Origin of the sequence: Slackia faecicanis, from assembly GCF_003725295.1 — a bacterium.
Classification (GTDB): domain Bacteria; phylum Actinomycetota; class Coriobacteriia; order Coriobacteriales; family Eggerthellaceae; genus Slackia; species Slackia faecicanis.
Genome location: NZ_QICB01000001.1, coordinates 1 through 16,391 on the forward strand (window position 1 = coordinate 1; position 16,391 = coordinate 16,391).

Consider the following 16,391-nt stretch of genomic DNA (forward strand, 5'->3'; position numbering starts at 1 on the left):
GCCCCGCGCGAGCGCGACCACGGAGGCGGGGATCGCCCGGTCCCATGCCGAACCCGGCAGCTAAGCCCGCCATCGCCCGACGTACTGCGGTGTAGTCCGCGGAAGGCAGGGTCGTCGCGCTCGCGCGCGGCGCTTCGCGCCAGAGGGTCCTCAAGGACCCTTTTCTTTTAACCACGCATGCGACAGCGTTGCGCCTTTCAGGCGCGCGATGCGCCCGGACAGCTTCGGCTGCCGGGCGTTTTTCGTATCCGGCGTCGTTCGCCGATTTTGTTTTCCGATCATCGTCGGGCGTACGATTCGCAGTGGCACGCGCCTTGCGGTAGGGGGGGCGAAACCACCGCTGCATGCGAAATGATTCGGGTGTTTTTGCTGAAAGGTCGCATCGTAGGGCGGCGACCTCGTCTCTGCGAGAGCGTCGAAGCCGTCTTTTCCGTGGAGTCGATCGCCTTCGGCCCTGATGAGGACGCCGAGACGCTATCATGAAAATGATTAAGCTGATTCAATAATCGAGATGGGATGAAAGCATGTCAGAGACTATCAAAGCTCAACGCGAGCAGCTCGCGCACATGGCGCTTGGAGACAAGAATATTCTCGAGGGGCTTATCGAGCGCATGGAAAGCTCTTCGCGCCGCACGCGTCAGAACGCGGCCTCGACGCTTTCGTTCGTAGCCGCTGCCCAGCCCGAGGCGATGCTTCCTTATATCGACGTCGTTATCGACGCCCTCGAGAAGCCCGAGGCCCAGACTCGCTGGGAGTGCCTCGATATTCTGACCGCGCTCGTCGCGATCGATGTCGAGCGCTGTGAAGAAGCCTTGCCTGGCGCCGAAGGCGCGCTGTTCGACGAGGATTCCGGTCCGCTGCATCTGGCGGCCATCCGTTTCCTGTGTCGCATCGGCTCGACGTCCCAGGAGCGCAGCGTGAAGGTTTGGCCGCTTATCGACGAGGCCATCCAGTGCTATCACGGCGATGCGGAATTCCATGAGATGCTTGCGGCCATCGCGCTCTTCTCTGAAAGCGGTCTTGATTCCGAAGTGGCTTCCGCGCTGAAAGCCCGTATGGAATTCGACGCCCATAATGCGAGGGGTTCTCTGAAGAAAAGGGCGCAGCAGATCCTCGGTAAGCTCGAGGCCGAATAGGCGCGCTTTCATCCTGCTAGGACGTATTCGCCCGAGGCATTGCCGATGACGGAATCGTATGCTCCATTCGACTAAAGCGAATGGTATGATACGAACGCTGTGCTCTGCCTCGGGCGATTTTTTTTATATGCCCATCGCATGCGTTTCGATGGGTTTTCGCTTTCGAGCGCGGCCCGGCGTTTCTGTCCGATTATCACGACGGAGGTTTTTTGATGGGAGATCGCACTTCGGTTCTCGATGCGGGAGGCCGCACCCTTCAGTATTATCCCGTGCTTTCTGTGGAAGGCGCCGAGCGCCTGCCGTTCTCTTTGCGCATTCTGCTCGAAAACGTTTTGCGCAATGCGTCCGATGACGAGACGGCCCGCGTTTTCGCGGAGCGCGTCGTTTCCGCCGGCCTTGCAGGCGAGCAGGGCGGTGAAATCGAATACATGCCGGCTCGCGTCCTTTTGCAGGATTTCACGGGCGTTCCCGTGTTCGTCGACCTCGCCGTCATGCGCGAAGCGGCGCGCGATCTGGGCGGCGACCCCACTCGCATTAATCCTCAGATTCCTCTTGATTTGGTGGTCGACCACTCGGTCATCGCCGACGTAGCCTGTTGCCCGGGCGCGCTCGAGAAGAACATGGAAATGGAGTTCGCTCGCAACGAGGAGCGCTATCGTTTCCTGAAATGGGCTCAGGATTCTTTCGAAAACGTGCGTATCGTTCCTCCCGGAGCGGGCATCTGCCACCAGATCAACGTTGAACGTTTCGCCACGGGCGTCATGACGGGCGAAAACGACGAAGGTGAAATCGCGTATTTCGACACTGTGGTCGGAACCGACAGCCATACCACCACCGCCAACGGCATCGGCGTTCTTTCGTGGGGCGTGGGCGGCATCGAGGCCGAGGCCGCGGCGCTCGGTCAGCCGATCACCACGCTCGTTCCACGCGTCATCGGCGTCCATCTGACCGGCGCTTTGCGCGAAGGCGTTTCCGCGATGGATGCGGCTTTGACGTTCGCCCAGATGCTGCGTGAGAAGGGCGTGGTCGGATGCTTCGTCGAATGCTTCGGCGAAGGCGTTTCCACGCTGTCCGCGACGCAGCGCGCCTGCATCGCCAATATGACTCCGGAATACGGCTGCACGTGCACGCTGTTCCCCTTCGACGACCGTACGCTGGAATACCTGCGTCTTACGGGCCGCAGCCAGGAGCAGGTCGAGCTGGTCGAGGGCTACGCCAAGGCGCAGGGTCTATGGAACGACGGCATCGAGCGCGTGTACAGCGACGTGGTCGAACTCGACCTCTCGACCGTCGAATGCAGCCTTGCCGGCCCGAGCCGCCCGCACAACAGGTTCGCGGCCGCTTCCGCGCTTCGTCGTTTCGTCGATGTGTGCGCCGAGCGCTCCCTCGACGAGTCGGTCGTCCGCACGGTCGATTTCGCCGGGTCTTCGTTCGATTTGACGCATGGCGCCATCGCCATCGCCGCGGTGACGAGCTGCACGACCGCCACCGACCCCGCGATGATGGTCGCATGCGGCCTTGTCGCGAAGCATGCCCGCGAGGCCGGCCTTCAGGCCAAGCCGTGGGTGAAACGTGTCATGGCGCCCGGCAGCCATGCGACCCAGCTCATGCTCGAGCGCGCCGGTCTGGCTGATCCTTTGGCCGAGTTGGGCTTTTCGACCTGCGGATTCGGATGCATGAGCTGCATCGGCAACTCCGGTCCGGTGTGGCCGCAGATGCACGATATCGCCGAAGACATCGAGCTGACGAGCGTTTTGTCGGGCAACCGCAACTTCGACGGCCGCATTTCCCCCGATGTCTCCCAGAACTACCTGTGCTCCCCGGCGCTGGTGGTGGCTTACGCGATGGCGGGCACGATGGATTTCGATTTCGAATCCGATCCTTTGGGCGCCGACGCCGACGGCAATCCCGTGTTCTTGCGCGACATCTGGCCGAGCGACGAGGAAATCGACCGCGTCGTGGCGGAATACGTGACCGAGGAGCTGTTCGAAGAGGGCGGCAAGGGCCTCTATGACGGCACCGAGGCATGGAAGGCCCTCGAGGTCGAGCCGAGCGATATCTTCGCTTGGGATGCCGATTCGACTTACGTGCGCAAGGCTCCGTATTTCGAAGGCATGCGTCGCGAGCTCGACGGCTGCGGTGCCATCGAAGGCGCGCGCGTGTTGGTGAATGTGCGCGACTTCATCACGACGGACCATATTTCTCCTGCGGGAAGCATCGCCTCCGATAGCCCGGCGGCGCGCTACCTGAGGGAGCGCGGCGTGGCCGACGAGATGTTCAACACGTACGGCGCCCGCCGCGGAAACCATGAGGTGATGGCGCGCGGCGGCTTCGGCAACGTGAAGCTTTCCAATCTGCTTGCCGACGGACGCAACGGCGGCTATACGCGCGATTTCACCACGGGCGACATCACGAGCATCTTCGAAGCGTCCGAGCGCTATGCGCAAAGCGACACGCCTTGCGTCGTCTTGGCCGGCAAGATGTATGGCAGCGGCTCGTCGCGCGACTGGGCGGCAAAGGCCCCCTTGCTCCTCGGCGTGCGCGCGGTGTTCGCGGAAAGCTTCGAGCGCATCCACCGTTCGAATCTCGTGGGCATGGGCATTCTCCCGCTTCAGTTCCTCGACGGCGAAAGCGTCGAGAGCCTCGGCTTGGACGGAACGGAGACCTTCACGATCGAGCGCGTCGATTTCGGCGACGGAAGCCCGCAGCTTCCCGAGCCGCGCACGGTGAAGGTAACGGCTTCGCGCCAGGACGCATCGTCGACGGAATTCCAGGCTATAGTACGAGTGGATACGCCGACGGAGGGAGCCTACATGGCGCACGGCGGTATCTTGCAATACGTGCTTCGCCATTTGGCCGAAGCAGCTGAATAAGAAAAAACACGAAGCGCGACGCATTCCGCCGCGCTTCGTGCAATCGGACACAAGAAAGGGAATCAATGGCAGACAACCACAATCCGTTCTTCACCATGTTCGGTGTGGACGATCCGTTCGGTGTCGGCGGACCCCAAGGGGCCGCGCAGGGCGCGCCGCACGTGGAGTTCGACACGACGGCGGAGTTCAACAACCTGAAGGAAAAATTCGAGAGCATGGGCAAAAAGACCCTCATCGTCAGCGCCGTGCTCGTCGTTCTCGTGCTTGCCGTGGCATATTGGTGGTTCCATCCGCCCATCAATATCCATAGCGTCGACACCTGGTTCTTCATCGCCGTCGTGATCTTGCTCCCGTCGTTTTTGTTCTTCCGCTCCAAGTCGAGGGCGTATAAGACGGGAACGGCGAAGGTGAGCAGCAGCGCGGGCAAGGCGAAGACGTTCAAGTTCCTCTCGTTCATCCCCGTGGCCGTGGCCGTGCTCGTGGTTTTGGGCACGCTGCTCTCGGTGGCGTTCTTCCCGGGCAATGCCCAGAAATACGCCGGCATCCTGCAGACTGCCGATATGGAGTTCACCCAGGACATCCAGGAAGTCGACTATAACGAAATTCCGGTTATCGACCGCGCTTCCGCCGCGCTGCTGGGCAACCGCACCATGGGCGCCATGTCCGACCTGGTCAGCCAGTTCGAGATCTCGCCCCTGTACAGCCAGATCAACTACCAGGACCATCCCGTCCGCGTCAGTCCGCTGACCTATGCCGACCTGTTCAAGTGGCTGCAGAACCGCGAGCAGGGCATTCCTGCCTACGTGGTGGTCGATATGACCTCTCAGGACGCCGAGGTCGTGCGCCTCGAGGGCGACAAGACCATCAAGTACTCCGAAAGCGAGCCCCTTGCGCGCAACATCGACCGTTACGTGCAGCTGAAGTATCCCTTCTACATGTTCGGCGAGAAGTCCTTCGAAATCGACGACGAGGGCAACGCCTGGTGGATCTGCCCCGTGCGCGACTTCACGATCGGCCTGTTCGGCGGCGAAACCGTTTCGCGTGCCGTTCTGGTGAACGCGTCGACGGGCGAGTGCCAGGACCTCGCGGTCGAGGATGTCCCCGAGTGGGTCGACCGCGTGTATCCCGCATCGCTGCTCATCCAGCAGTACAACTGGTCCGGCAAGTACAAGGACGGCTGGTTCAATAGCTGGCTCGGCCAGAACGGCGTGGTCCAGACCACCCCGGGCACCGACGGCACTCTCGGTTACAACTACCTGGCGAAAGACGACGACGTGTGGATGTACACGGGCGTGACGTCTGCGACGGGCGACAACTCGATCGTCGGCTTCGTCCTGGTGAACCAGCGCACGGCCGAAAGCCACTTCTATTCCGTCGCGGGCGCGACCGAGGATTCGGCCATGCAGTCGGCCGAGGGCCAGGTCCAGAACCTGCGCTATCATGCCACGTTCCCGATCCTGATCAACGTAAGCAACACCCCGACGTATTTCATGGCCCTTAAAGACGACGCCGGCCTCGTGAAGAAGTACGCGATGGTCGACATCAGGAGCTATCAGAACGTCGCGGTGGGCGATACCGTCGCCGACACGCAGAAGTCCTACGCTTCGCTGATCGCCGCGAGCGGATCGGCCGAGGCTCCGGCCGAGGGACAGTCGTTCGCCGAGGCGAGCGGCAAGATCAAGACGATCGCGCAGGCCGTCATCGAGGGCAACTCGCACTTCTACCTGACGCTCGAGGGCGATGCGCGCATTTATGACTTCGCCTTGCCTGCCATGGTGAACGTCGTCTCCTACGGCGTGGGCGACACGATCGCGCTGCGCTATACCGAGGGCGATCCCACGAGCATGGTCCAGGAAATCGTCGAGAGGGCCGCTGCCGTAGCCGATGCGGCACAGGAGACCGCCGAGGCTCCCGCCGCTGCGACGGAGTCCGAGCCGAAGGTCGATGCGGCCGAGGGCTCTGCGGAAGCGACCGAGCAGGCGAACGCCGCATAGCGGGCGTGCCGAGCGCGACCGCATGAGGGAGGGGCGGATGCCGCCCCTCCTTTCGCATGGAGGCGATCCACCGTTTCTTCATAGCTGGAAATCGATCCTTGCATGATCGCGCGGATCGGCTATACTATCTCCTTGCGTTTTAAGAACGCATGTGAACGATAGTTCCGCTGCCGAAGACAGCAGGCATCCCGAGGGATTTAATTGCATTGCAGCCAGCCGAGGTGGAGCGCATGATGATAGTGCGACCCCCGTGTCTTCGACCGGGGGTCTTTTCTTTTCGTTTTGCGAAAAGGCCCACCATTTATCGTGGCGGAGCATTTGAGCGAAAACGAAAAGGAGGTGAATCAGCATGCCGAACAAGCACAATATCGACAACGTCGCAAAGATCGCCGAGGACCTCGAGGGTATTTCCGCAATGTGGGTCATCGATTACCGCGGTCTTACCGTGAAAGAGGTTGAGGCCCTGCGCCGCAGCGTCCGTGAGGCCGACGCGAAGATGGGCGTTTACAAGAACACCCTGATGCGTCTCGCCCTGGAGAACGCCGAGCTCCCCGAGCTGGGCGACATTCTTTCCGGTCCTTCCGCTTTCGTGTTCGCCACGGGCGACCCGGTCGCTTCCGCAAAGGCCATCAAGGACTTCGCGAAGAAGAACGAGAACCTGGTCATCAAGGGCGGCATGATGGACGGCGTCGCCTACGGCGCCGCAGAGGTCGAGGCTATCGCAGCCCTGCCTTCCCGCGAGGAGCTCATCGCCAAGCTGCTCGGTACCATCAGCAACCCCATGGTCAAGATGGTCCGCGTTTGCAACGGCCCCATGGAGTACTTCGCTCGCGCGGTTTCCGCTATCGCGGATCAGAAGTCCGCAGCGTAATGCTGCATAGTGCGGCTTAAGCCGCGAATGTGAAAATCGAGGCGTCGCTTCGGAGACGCCTGTTGTGAAAGGAGCCATTACCATGGCCGTTACTCGTGAAGAGATCATCGAAGCTTTGAAGGAAATGCCCGCCCTGGAGCTCTCCGAGCTCGTCAAGGAGCTCGAGGAAGTCTTCGGCGTTTCCGCCGCTGCTCCCGTGGCTGTTGCTGCTGCTCCGGCTGCCGACGCTGGTGCTGCTGAGGAGAAGTCCGAGTTCGACGTCGTCCTCGAGGGCTTCGGCGACAACAAGATCGCTGTCATCAAGGTTGTCCGCGAGATCACCGGTCTTGGCCTGAAGGAGGCCAAGGAGGTCGTCGAGGGCGCTCCCAAGGCTATCCAGGAGGGTGTTGCCAAGGACAAGGCCGAGGAGATCAAGGCCAAGCTGGAAGAGGCCGGCGCTGCTGTTACCCTGAAGTAACAACTCGTCAACAGGCGAATTTCTTTTATGCTACGAACGAAGGGCCGAGGCGTTTGCCTCGGCCCTTCGTTGTATAGTCGTATATCCGTATTCGGGCAAGGAGGGAATCGCGCATGAAGCAAGAGTACTTTTTCCGCTCATGGCGGGCTGTTCGCGGCAGCGACGCCTGGCTCGGCAAAATCTGCCTGCTTGCGTTGGTGTCGTTGATACCCGTTTTCGGGCCGGTGGTCGTTTCCGGATATCTGCTTGGCTGGGCGCGCGATGCCGCCTGGGGCATGGACAACCCCATGCCGAAGCATATATTCGGAAACGAAGACGGCTCTCTGTACCGACGGGGCTTTTTCGCTTTGCTGATAGGCCTTGCGACGGCCCTTGCCGTTTTCGTCGGCGTATTCGTTCTCGTGAGCCTGCTCGGATTCGCGGGCGGCTTGTTCGCGGCTTTGTTCGACGGGTCCCGCTACACGGGGCTCATGGTCTTTCCCGCGCTGTTCGGCTCGTTCGGCGTGTTTGCTGCGAGCGTCGTGGCCGTCTTCGCGGTCCAGTTCTTCGCATGGGTGGCCTTGATCCGCATGAGCATCTACGACACGCTGAGCTCGGGCTTTCAGCTCAGGCACGTGTGGTGCATGATCAGGCGCGACCCCGCGGGCCTTCTGAGGATCTTCTTCTGCGGATTGCTGGCCACGTTGGTGGTAGGCGCCGTGATGTCGGTGGTCTGGTTCGTCGTGCTGTTCCTGGGCATGATCGCGGCCATGAGCGTGGCGGGCTTCGCCGACTATTCCGGCGTTTCCGCTTTGGGCCTCGGCGGCTTGGCCGCCCTGGGATTCATCGCGGCGCTGCTGTTCGCCCTGGCGGTCGCTTACGTTTCGGTCGTGTGCGCGGTCATGGTGCAGGCGCTGGTGTATCGCAGCCTGGGCTATTGGGCCGCCCAGTTCGACGTGGCGCGCTGGGGTTCGCAGGACGACCCGCTGCCGCCGCCGTGCTTCCAGGAGGCGGGCCGCTATGGGTTCTAGGAAAGACAAGGTGGAAAAGACGAACGCGATGCGCCTGCTCGACGCTGCGGGCATTCCGTACGTGCATCGCGTCTACGACGGCGACGAGGCGCTTTCGGGCGTCGAGGTAGCCTCGGTTTTGGGCCAAGACCCTGACAGGGTTTTCAAGACGCTGGTCGCCCAGGGGAAAAGCGGGGAGCATTACGTGTTCATGGTGCCCGTGGCCATGGAGCTCGACTTGAAGAAGGCGGCGACGGCCGCGGGGGAGAAAAGCATCGCGATGGTGCGTTCCCGCGAGCTTTTGCCTTTGACGGGCTATGTCCACGGCGGATGCAGCCCGCTGGGCATGAAGAAGCATTTCGCGACGTTCATCGACGAGACGGCTCTTCTGAGCGAGGACGGCATCATGTGCTCGGGAGGACGTATCGGCGATCAAATCGAGCTTTCTTTGGCGGACCTGGTGCGATCGTGCGATGCCAGCATCGTCGACCTGTCGTGTTGATGCTTCTCTCATCAGGCATTTCTTTTTATTTCGGCCGAACTCCGAAATTTTTTGAAAAAAGTTATTGCAATACCTAGGGGGATTTGCAATAATAACCGAGCTGCTTAAGTGTCCCCATAGTCTAGAGGTCAGGACGCGGCCCTTTCAAGGCTGAGACACGAGTTCGATTCTCGTTGGGGGCACCATCGGTTGTTCAACCCGGACATCGTTCGATGTCCGGGTTTTTTGTTTCCGGCGATTTCGTTGCCGTGCGGGCCTGGGCGTCGCAGCTCGGCCGTCCGGAGTATCATTGATCGAAATGATTTCTTTGCGGCTGGGGCGCCGCGTCGTTTGCCGCTTCACCCCCCGTCCGCCGTTCGATTCCGATAAGAAGGAGGACGCCATGGCGTTTTGCTGGGAGTTGCGAGGATGCGACGAGGAGATGCAGAGCCGTTGTCCGCATAACGTGCCCGGCGAGCCGTGTCCTCCCGACTGCAATTTCGCGGCCTGCGATCGTCCGACCCACGAGGTGGCCCTCGGCCTCGCTATTCTCGACAATCCCGAAGTCGACCGCTCGGCGGCCGTGAAAGAGATCTGCAGGGCGTGCACGTTCTTCATCAAGCACGGCCCCACGATTTCCAAGGAGGTCTAGCATGGCGCGTATCGCTGTTATCGGCGGCGGGGCATCCGGCCTCGTCGCTGCCATCGAAGCAGCCCGCAAAGGGGTCGAGACGGTCGTTTTCGAGGCCGCCGACCGCATCGGCAGGAAAATCCTCGCCACGGGCAACGGCCGTTGCAACATAAGCAACGCCGACATCATGAGCGACGACTACAACCGCCCCGAATTCGTACAGGCCGCCATGAACGCGCTTCCGCCGGAAGAGGTGCAGCGCTTCTTCTCCGATGCAGGCCTGCTCTCCCTCGAAGAAGACGAAGGACGCGTCTATCCGTACAGCAACAAGGCTGCGACCGTCGTCGATGTTTTGCGCCTCTGCCTCGACGAGGCGGGCGTCGAGCAGCGCTGCGGCGCTCCCGTGCGCAGCGTCGCGCCTTGCCGACGCGACGGCGTCGAGGGGTGGACCGTGCGTTTCGAGGACGGCTCCGAGCAGGATTTCGACGCCGTGATCGTTTCCGTCGGCGGAGCGCCTGCGAAAGGCCTCGTTCCCGACGACATCAAATACATTCCGACGCATCCGGTGCTTGCGGGACTGAAGACGGACACCGCCAACATCAAGGGCCTTTCAGGCATCCGCGTGCGCGCCCGCCTGTATCTCGACACCGATCCCGCCGATCTGAGCGACGCGTGGATGGACGTGGTCGATCCCGATTTCGAATCGGATTACGCGGGTCCCGAGGCCAGCGGCGAGGTCCTTTTCAGGGATTACGGCATCTCGGGCATCGCGGCGTTCGACATGTCGCGCCACGTACGCCCCGGCCAGATGGTGTTCATCGACCTGCTTCCCGACCTCGACCCGCAGCAGAAGGTCGACTTCATCTGGGAGCAGACGATCGCGCATCCGAACCGCACGGCGTGTCAGATCATGTCGGGCATGCTGCCGTCTCGGGTCGCGCGCGCCGTGGTGTGCGCGGCGGGCATCGACCCCGACGAGCCGATCGTGGCCGAGCAGGAGGCCGTGGTGCTCGCCATGGTGTCCGAGTCGTTCGGCCTGACGGTCAAGGGGATATCCGACCCCAAACAGGCCCAGGTGATGCGCGGCGGATATGCCGTGAAGGGCTTCGATCCCTCCACGATGCAGTGCAAGAAGCACCCCGGCCTGTTCGTTACGGGCGAATCGCTCGATATCGACGGCCGCTGCGGAGGCTATAACCTTCATTGGGCATGGACGAGCGGCATGATCGCGGGCAGGGCTGCGGCGCGCTGCGTCCGCTCCTAGCCTCGCGTGCCGCGCGGCGTGTCGCGAAAACATCCGGAAAGGGTTTCCATGCTTGAGATAAGCAACCTGCGCCTTCCCCTCGACGCCGGCCTCGCGCAGGGCGAGCGAATCGCGCGCAAGGCCGTCGCGAAGGCGGTAGGGGTCGATGTTTCGAGGATCGGCGGTTTGCGCCTTACGAAGCGCAGCGTCGACGCGCGTAAGAAAAACGACGTGCATTTCGTGGCGTCGTACGTATTCGAGTGCGCGGGCTCTCTCGAAGAGGAAGAGGCGGTCGTCGCGCGCGGCTGCAAGCCTCCTGCCCACGTCAAAGTCTATGAGTCGTACGGGGGCTACGAGCCTCCGCGCGTCGCCGCGGATTCCGACGCCAGGCCCGTCGTGGTGGGCACGGGCCCCGCGGGCCTGTTCGCCGCATGGGCGCTCGCCAAGGCGGGAGCCAGGCCGCTCGTCTTGGAACGCGGCGGATGCGTCGAAGACCGCCTTCGTTCCGTCGCCCGCTTCAACGGAGGGGGAGTGCTCGATCCCGAATCGAACATCCAGTTCGGCGAAGGCGGCGCGGGAACGTTTTCTGACGGAAAGCTGACCACCAACATCAAGAATCCCCGCTGCAAGGACGTGCTGCATATCTTCGCCGCCGCGGGCGCGCCCGAGGAGATTCTCTGGCAGGCGAAGCCTCATATCGGCACCGACCTGCTCGTCGGCGTGGTGCGCCGCATGCGCGAAGACATCATCGCGGCGGGCGGCGAGGTCTGTTTCGACACGCGCCTCGAATCGATGCGCTTTTCCGAGGGGGCGTTGGCCTCGGTTTCGGTCAGGCGGCCGGGCGCGGCATCGTGCGAAGAGGTGCCTGCGCGCCTGTTGGTGCTCGCGTGCGGCCATTCGGCGCGCGACACGTTCGAGGCCGTGCGCGATGCGGGGCTGCTCATGGAGCGCAAGCCGTTTTCGGTGGGCGTGCGCATCGAACACCCGCAGAAGCTCGTCGACAGGGCCCAGTACGGCAAGGCGGCCTCGCATCCCGCTCTCGGCGCGGCCGATTACAAGCTGGCGGTGCATCTCGACGACGGGCGCGGCGTCTACACGTTTTGCATGTGTCCCGGCGGCGAAGTGGTCTGCGCGGCATCGGAGGAAGGCGGCGTGTGCGTGAACGGCATGAGTCGCTTCGCGCGCGACGGCGCCAACGCGAATTCCGCGGTTCTCGTGGGCATCGACGAATCCGACCTCGAGGGCGACGACGTGCTGGCGGGCGTCGAGCTTCAAAGGGCGATGGAGCGCGCGGCGTTTCGCGTGGCGGGATCGACCTATGCGGCGCCGGCGCAATACGTCGGCGATTTCCTTGCGGGCAGGCCGAGCGGCGGCGAGCGCGAAGGCGCCGTGCGTCCGTCCTATGCGCGCGGCGTGGCCTGGTGCGACTTGCACGAGGTGCTGCCCGCGTTCGTTTCCCGCTCGCTTGCGAAAGCTTTGCCGCTGCTCGATCGCCGCTTGAAGGGCTTCTCTTCGGCCGATGCGGTGATGACGGGCGTCGAGACGCGCAGCTCGAGCCCCGTGCGCATCGTGCGCGACAAAGCGAGCATGCAGGCGCTCTCGGCGACTTCGGGCCGCTGCGACACGGGCGTTTTCCCGTGCGGCGAAGGCGCGGGGTATGCGGGCGGCATCATGTCGGCCGCCGTCGACGGCCTGCGCGTGGCGGAAGCCGTCATCGCATGCATGAACGAGGGCGATCGATTCGCCTCGTAGAGAGAAAGGGAGACGTCATGAGCGTTCTGTTCGTCGAATATCCGAAATGCACGACGTGCAAGAAGGCCAAGAAGTGGCTCGATGAGAACGGGGTTGCGTATACGGACCGCCATATCGTCGAAGACGCGCCCACGGCCGCAGAGCTTGCCGACTGGCATGCCCGCAGCGGCCTTCCCGTTCGCCGCTTCTTCAATACGAGCGGCATGAAGTACCGTGAGCTCGGCATGAAGGCGGTGCTCGATGCGGACGCGACCGACGAGGAGTGCTACGAGCTTCTTTCCTCCGACGGCATGCTCGTGAAGCGCCCGATCGTCGTGGGCGACGATTTCGTGCTGGTGGGCTTTAAAGAAGAGGCGTGGAAAGAGGCGCTGCTTTCGTAGCCTTCGCGGCGTTGCGGGACGCGGTTTCGGCGGCTGCGAAGAGTTCGCGGCCGCTCTGCCGTTTCGGTGCCGTCGCTTCGCGACGCGCCTCGAATTGGTATGCTTTGGAGAAATGAAACAGACGGTCGCGCCCGATGCGGCGCGCGTTTCCGAAGAAAGGCGGTATCGATGGCTACAGCTTGCCCGAACGAGGGGGCTCCGCTTCGCGCGGACGTCGCCGAGAAAAACGAGCTTATTTCTTCGCTCGCCGACATCGTCGGGGCCGAAAACGTGCTTGCGGACGAGCCTATGGCGAGGCATACGACGTTTCTCATCGGCGGCCCTGCCGATATCTACGTGATGCCGCACGCCGTCGACGAGGTCGCGGCGGTCATGCGGGCGTGCGACGAGGCGGGCATGCCGTATCGCGTCGTAGGAAACGGCAGCGACCTTCTGGTGGCCGACGAGGGGTTGCGCTGCGCGATCATCCAGATCCTGGACAACCTGTCCGATATAGCCGTCGAAGGGACCGCGATCCGCGTCCAGGCGGGCGCCACCAACGCCTCCGTGGCCGATGCGGCGCTTGCGGCGGGCCTTGCGGGCTTCGAGTTCGCGAGCGGCATTCCGGGCACGATCGGCGGCGCCGCCATCATGAACGCGGGAGCGTATGGCGGCGAGTTCAAAGACGTGGCGGCCGAGCTGACGTGCATCACGCCGGAAGGCGACGTCGTGAAGGTGTCGCGCGAGCAGGCCGACTGGTCGTATCGTCATAGCATGATGGATGCGGCGGGCTATGTCGTGGTCGAGGCGACGCTCGAGCTGACGCCCGACGACGCGGCCGATATCGCGGCGCGCATGGACGATTTGAAGGCCCGCCGCGAAGAGAAGCAGCCGCTCGAAATGCCGAGCGCGGGAAGCACGTTCAAACGTCCCGAAGGCTATTTCGCGGGCAAGCTCATCCAGGATTCCGAGCTGCGCGGCTATCGCGTCGGCGGAGCGCAGGTGTCCGAAAAGCACACGGGCTTCGTCGTCAACGCGGGAGGAGCCACGGCCGCCGACGTGCTGCAGCTCATCGAAGACGTGCAGGCGCGCGTCCAGGAGCGTTTCGGCGTTGCGATGGAGCCTGAAGTGCGCATTTGGCGCTAGCGAACATCAAGGCATGAAGAAAAGAATGCCCCCGATTTCAGGAGAAATCGGGGGCATTGCCGTATTGAGGGGAGGGTCGGGGCTATGCCTGCGCGGCAGCGCGTTCCTTCTTGCGGCGTACGAGATATTTCACGACCAGCATGCCGATGATGCCGCTTATGACACCGACGACGATTCCGCCCAGCACGTCGCTGGGGTAGTGGACGCACAGATAGAGCCGCGAGAAAGCGATGGATGCCGCGCCGAGCAGGGGAATGGCCTTGAACCAGGAATGCATCATGGGCAGAAAGCACAGGGCCGTGGCCGCGGCGAACGAGCTTCCCGTGTGTCCCGACGGGAACGAGAACGTGTGCGGCAGTTCGATGAGCTGCGTGGCCAGCGTGGGATCGACGAGGAAAGGCCGAGGCCGCTCGACGATGTTCTTGATGCCGATTTCGCCGATCAGGCATGCCGCCGCGATCGCGGTGATGACCACCGCGCCGTAGAAGCGGTATTCCTTCTTGCTGAGAAGCAAGGCCGCGATGACGAACCAGATGAAGGCCAAGTTGCCGAGCGAGGTGACGAACGGCATGACGGCATCGAGCGTGCTCGACTGGAGCGCGTTTTGGATGCCGTGCAATATGGAGATGTCTATTGAGGTAAGTTGTTCAAGCATGACGGGCATTGTACCGGCATGCGCGCCGCGCTCGGTGACAGGCGGGAAACGGATGCGTCTTTCGGGGCCGCGGCGCAGGGCGGCCGTTTTCGCCGGCTCAGGCTCTGCGGAAGACGTCGCGTTCGGGCATGTCCGCGGCAGCTTCGCGCCCGCGTCTTATACGGACGGCTATGAAGAAAGCCTCCCGTTTCTTTTCGCGTGTCCAAGAAACGGGAGGCTCTTCATGTTCTCCGGGAGAAACGGGGCGGTTCGGCGCGGACGCGGCAGCCGCGGTCCGCGCTTCGTCCGCCTCGGGGTCTAGACGGTTTCGAGCGCCTGGGCGATGTCGGCGATCAGGTCCTCGGTGGACTCGATGCCGCAGCTCATGCGCACCAGGTCGGCGCTGATGCCCGCCGCGGCGAGCTCGTCGTCGTTCATCTGGCGATGCGTGGAGCTTGCGGGGTGCAGGCAGCAGGTGCGCGCATCGGCCACGTGCGTGGCGATCTGCGCGAGCTTCAGGGCCGCCATGAACTTCTCGGCCGCAGGACGGCCGCCCGCGACGCCGAAGCTCACGACGCCGCAGCCGCCTTCGGGAAGATACTTCTGCGCGAGGTCATGGTAAGCGTCGCCTTCGAGGCCGGGGAAGCGCACCCAGGCCACCTTCGGGTGGTTGCTCAGGAATTCGGCCACGGCCTGGCCGTTTTTGCAGTGCTGCGCCATGCGGACATGCAGGCTCTCGAGGCCCATGTTGAGCAGGAACGCGTTCTGCGGGCTCTGGATGCTGCCGAAGTCGCGCATGAGCTGGGCGGTCGCCTTGGTGATGAAGGCGCCTTCGTTGCCGAAGCGCTCGGCGTAGGTGACGCCGTGATAGCTTTCGTCGGGGGTGGTGAGGCCGGGGAATTTATCGGCGTGGGCCATCCAGTCGAATTTGCCGGAGTCGACGATGCATCCGCCGACGCCTGCGCCGTGTCCGTCCATGTACTTGGTGGTGGAGTGGGTCACGATGTCGGCGCCCCACTCGAAGGGCCTGCAGTTCACGGGCGTGGGGAAGGTGTTATCGACGATCAGCGGCACGCCGTGGGCATGTGCGGCCTCTGCGAATTTCTCGATGTCGAGCACGGCGAGCGCCGGGTTGGCGATGGTTTCGCCGAACACGGCCTTGGTGTTGGGACGGAAAGCGGCGTCGAGCTCTTCGGGAGTGCAGTCGGGCGAGACGAAGGTGCTTTCGATACCCATGCGCTTCATCGTGACGGCGAGCAGGTTATAGGTGCCGCCGTAGATGGCGGAGCTTGCCACGATGTGGTCGCCGCATTCGGCGATGTTGAACATGGCGTAGAAGTTCGCGGCTTGGCCCGAGCTGGTGAGCATGGCCGCCGTGCCGCCTTCGAGCTCGCAGATCTTCGCCGCGACGTAGTCGTTGGTCGGATTCTGCAGGCGGGTGTAGAAGTAGCCGGACTCTTCGAGGTCGAAGAGCTTGCCCATGTGCTCGGAGGTGTCGTATTTCCACGTGGTGGACTGATAGATGGGAATCTGGCGCGGCTGGGCGTCGCCCGGGCGGTAGCCGCCCTGCACGCAGGTGGTGCCGATGCGTTCGGTCATGGATGCTCCTTCGTAAGGCTTGGCATGTCCCGGCGGGCGGCCGTGCGACGTATCGCGCGGCTTCGGCGGGCATGCGGCGGAATAGCGTTGCCATTATACGTTTCGAGCGCGGCCCCGCTCGCGCCTTCACGTCGATTTAACGCAAATGCATCAGGTTCTCGCGCCCGCATTCTTGGCCTGCGCGGGCGAATTGCTACAATGGCACGCGTTGAATTTCCTCCGTGCG

14 protein-coding genes, 1 tRNA gene and 1 rRNA gene are annotated in these 16,391 nt (G+C 63.0%); 14 read left to right on the forward strand and 2 right to left on the reverse strand.

Going from position 1 to position 16,391, the window contains the following annotated elements; genetic code table 11:
* Positions 1-9: 9 nt before the first annotated feature.
* The 14 genes from rrf to murB all read left to right on the forward strand — a co-directional run bounded on the left by rrf (position 10) and on the right by murB (position 13,932).
* A 5S ribosomal RNA gene (gene rrf / locus DMP07_RS00005) occupies positions 10-123 on the forward strand.
* A 401-nt stretch (positions 124-524) separates the two neighbouring features.
* A complete protein-coding gene (locus DMP07_RS00010; protein WP_123197121.1) occupies positions 525-1,136 on the forward strand; it encodes a hypothetical protein in 612 nt (203 codons plus the stop codon).
* Between the two features lie 212 nt (positions 1,137-1,348).
* Positions 1,349-4,009, forward strand: a complete 2,661-nt coding sequence (gene acnA / locus DMP07_RS00015; RefSeq protein ID WP_123197122.1) for an aconitate hydratase AcnA — start codon at positions 1,349-1,351, stop codon at positions 4,007-4,009.
* A gap of 65 nt (positions 4,010-4,074) precedes the next feature.
* A complete protein-coding gene (locus tag DMP07_RS00020; RefSeq protein WP_123197123.1) occupies positions 4,075-6,003 on the forward strand; it encodes a Tat pathway signal sequence in 1,929 nt (642 codons plus the stop codon).
* A gap of 349 nt (positions 6,004-6,352) precedes the next feature.
* Positions 6,353-6,874 carry a 50S ribosomal protein L10 gene (rplJ, locus tag DMP07_RS00025; protein ID WP_123197124.1) on the forward strand — a complete coding sequence of 174 codons (522 nt, stop codon included), beginning with the start codon at positions 6,353-6,355 and terminating at the stop codon, positions 6,872-6,874.
* Positions 6,875-6,956: 82 nt separating this feature from the next.
* Positions 6,957-7,331 (forward strand): 50S ribosomal protein L7/L12, encoded by a 375-nt coding sequence (gene rplL, locus DMP07_RS00030; protein WP_123197125.1) that lies wholly within the window; start codon positions 6,957-6,959, stop codon positions 7,329-7,331.
* Positions 7,332-7,444: 113 nt separating this feature from the next.
* Positions 7,445-8,341: a DUF4013 domain-containing protein gene (locus DMP07_RS00035; protein WP_123197126.1), complete on the forward strand. Its 897-nt coding sequence runs from the start codon at positions 7,445-7,447 to the stop codon at positions 8,339-8,341.
* The gene (ybaK, locus tag DMP07_RS00040; RefSeq protein ID WP_123197127.1) at positions 8,331-8,822 is read left to right on the forward strand and encodes a Cys-tRNA(Pro) deacylase; all 492 of its coding nucleotides are present in this window, start codon (positions 8,331-8,333) and stop codon (positions 8,820-8,822) included. Before DMP07_RS00035 ends, ybaK begins: the two co-directional genes overlap by 11 nt.
* Before the next feature lie 110 nt (positions 8,823-8,932).
* Positions 8,933-9,007, forward strand: a tRNA-Glu gene (locus DMP07_RS00045).
* 197 nt (positions 9,008-9,204) lie between these two features.
* A complete protein-coding gene (locus DMP07_RS00050; RefSeq protein ID WP_123197128.1) occupies positions 9,205-9,453 on the forward strand; it encodes a hypothetical protein in 249 nt (82 codons plus the stop codon).
* 1 nt (position 9,454) lies between these two features.
* Positions 9,455-10,696 carry a BaiN/RdsA family NAD(P)/FAD-dependent oxidoreductase gene (locus DMP07_RS00055; protein WP_123197129.1) on the forward strand — a complete coding sequence of 414 codons (1,242 nt, stop codon included), beginning with the start codon at positions 9,455-9,457 and terminating at the stop codon, positions 10,694-10,696.
* Between the two features lie 48 nt (positions 10,697-10,744).
* On the forward strand, positions 10,745-12,427 hold the full coding sequence (locus tag DMP07_RS00060; protein ID WP_123197130.1) for an NAD(P)/FAD-dependent oxidoreductase: 1,683 nt from the start codon (positions 10,745-10,747) through the stop codon (positions 12,425-12,427).
* Between the two features lie 17 nt (positions 12,428-12,444).
* Complete coding sequence (locus tag DMP07_RS00065) at positions 12,445-12,807, forward strand: arsenate reductase family protein (RefSeq protein WP_123197131.1); 363 nt, start codon at positions 12,445-12,447, stop codon at positions 12,805-12,807.
* A gap of 168 nt (positions 12,808-12,975) precedes the next feature.
* Positions 12,976-13,932, forward strand: coding sequence for a UDP-N-acetylmuramate dehydrogenase (gene murB / locus DMP07_RS00070; RefSeq protein ID WP_123197132.1), 957 nt, complete (start codon positions 12,976-12,978; stop codon positions 13,930-13,932).
* 82 nt (positions 13,933-14,014) lie between these two features.
* Here murB and DMP07_RS00075 read toward each other — a convergent pair whose 3' ends face one another.
* The gene (locus DMP07_RS00075; protein ID WP_123197133.1) at positions 14,015-14,587 is read right to left on the reverse strand and encodes a phosphatase PAP2 family protein; all 573 of its coding nucleotides are present in this window, start codon (positions 14,585-14,587) and stop codon (positions 14,015-14,017) included.
* A gap of 297 nt (positions 14,588-14,884) precedes the next feature.
* The gene (locus tag DMP07_RS00080; RefSeq protein WP_123197134.1) at positions 14,885-16,165 is read right to left on the reverse strand and encodes an O-acetylhomoserine aminocarboxypropyltransferase/cysteine synthase family protein; all 1,281 of its coding nucleotides are present in this window, start codon (positions 16,163-16,165) and stop codon (positions 14,885-14,887) included.
* Positions 16,166-16,391 lie beyond the last annotated feature (226 nt).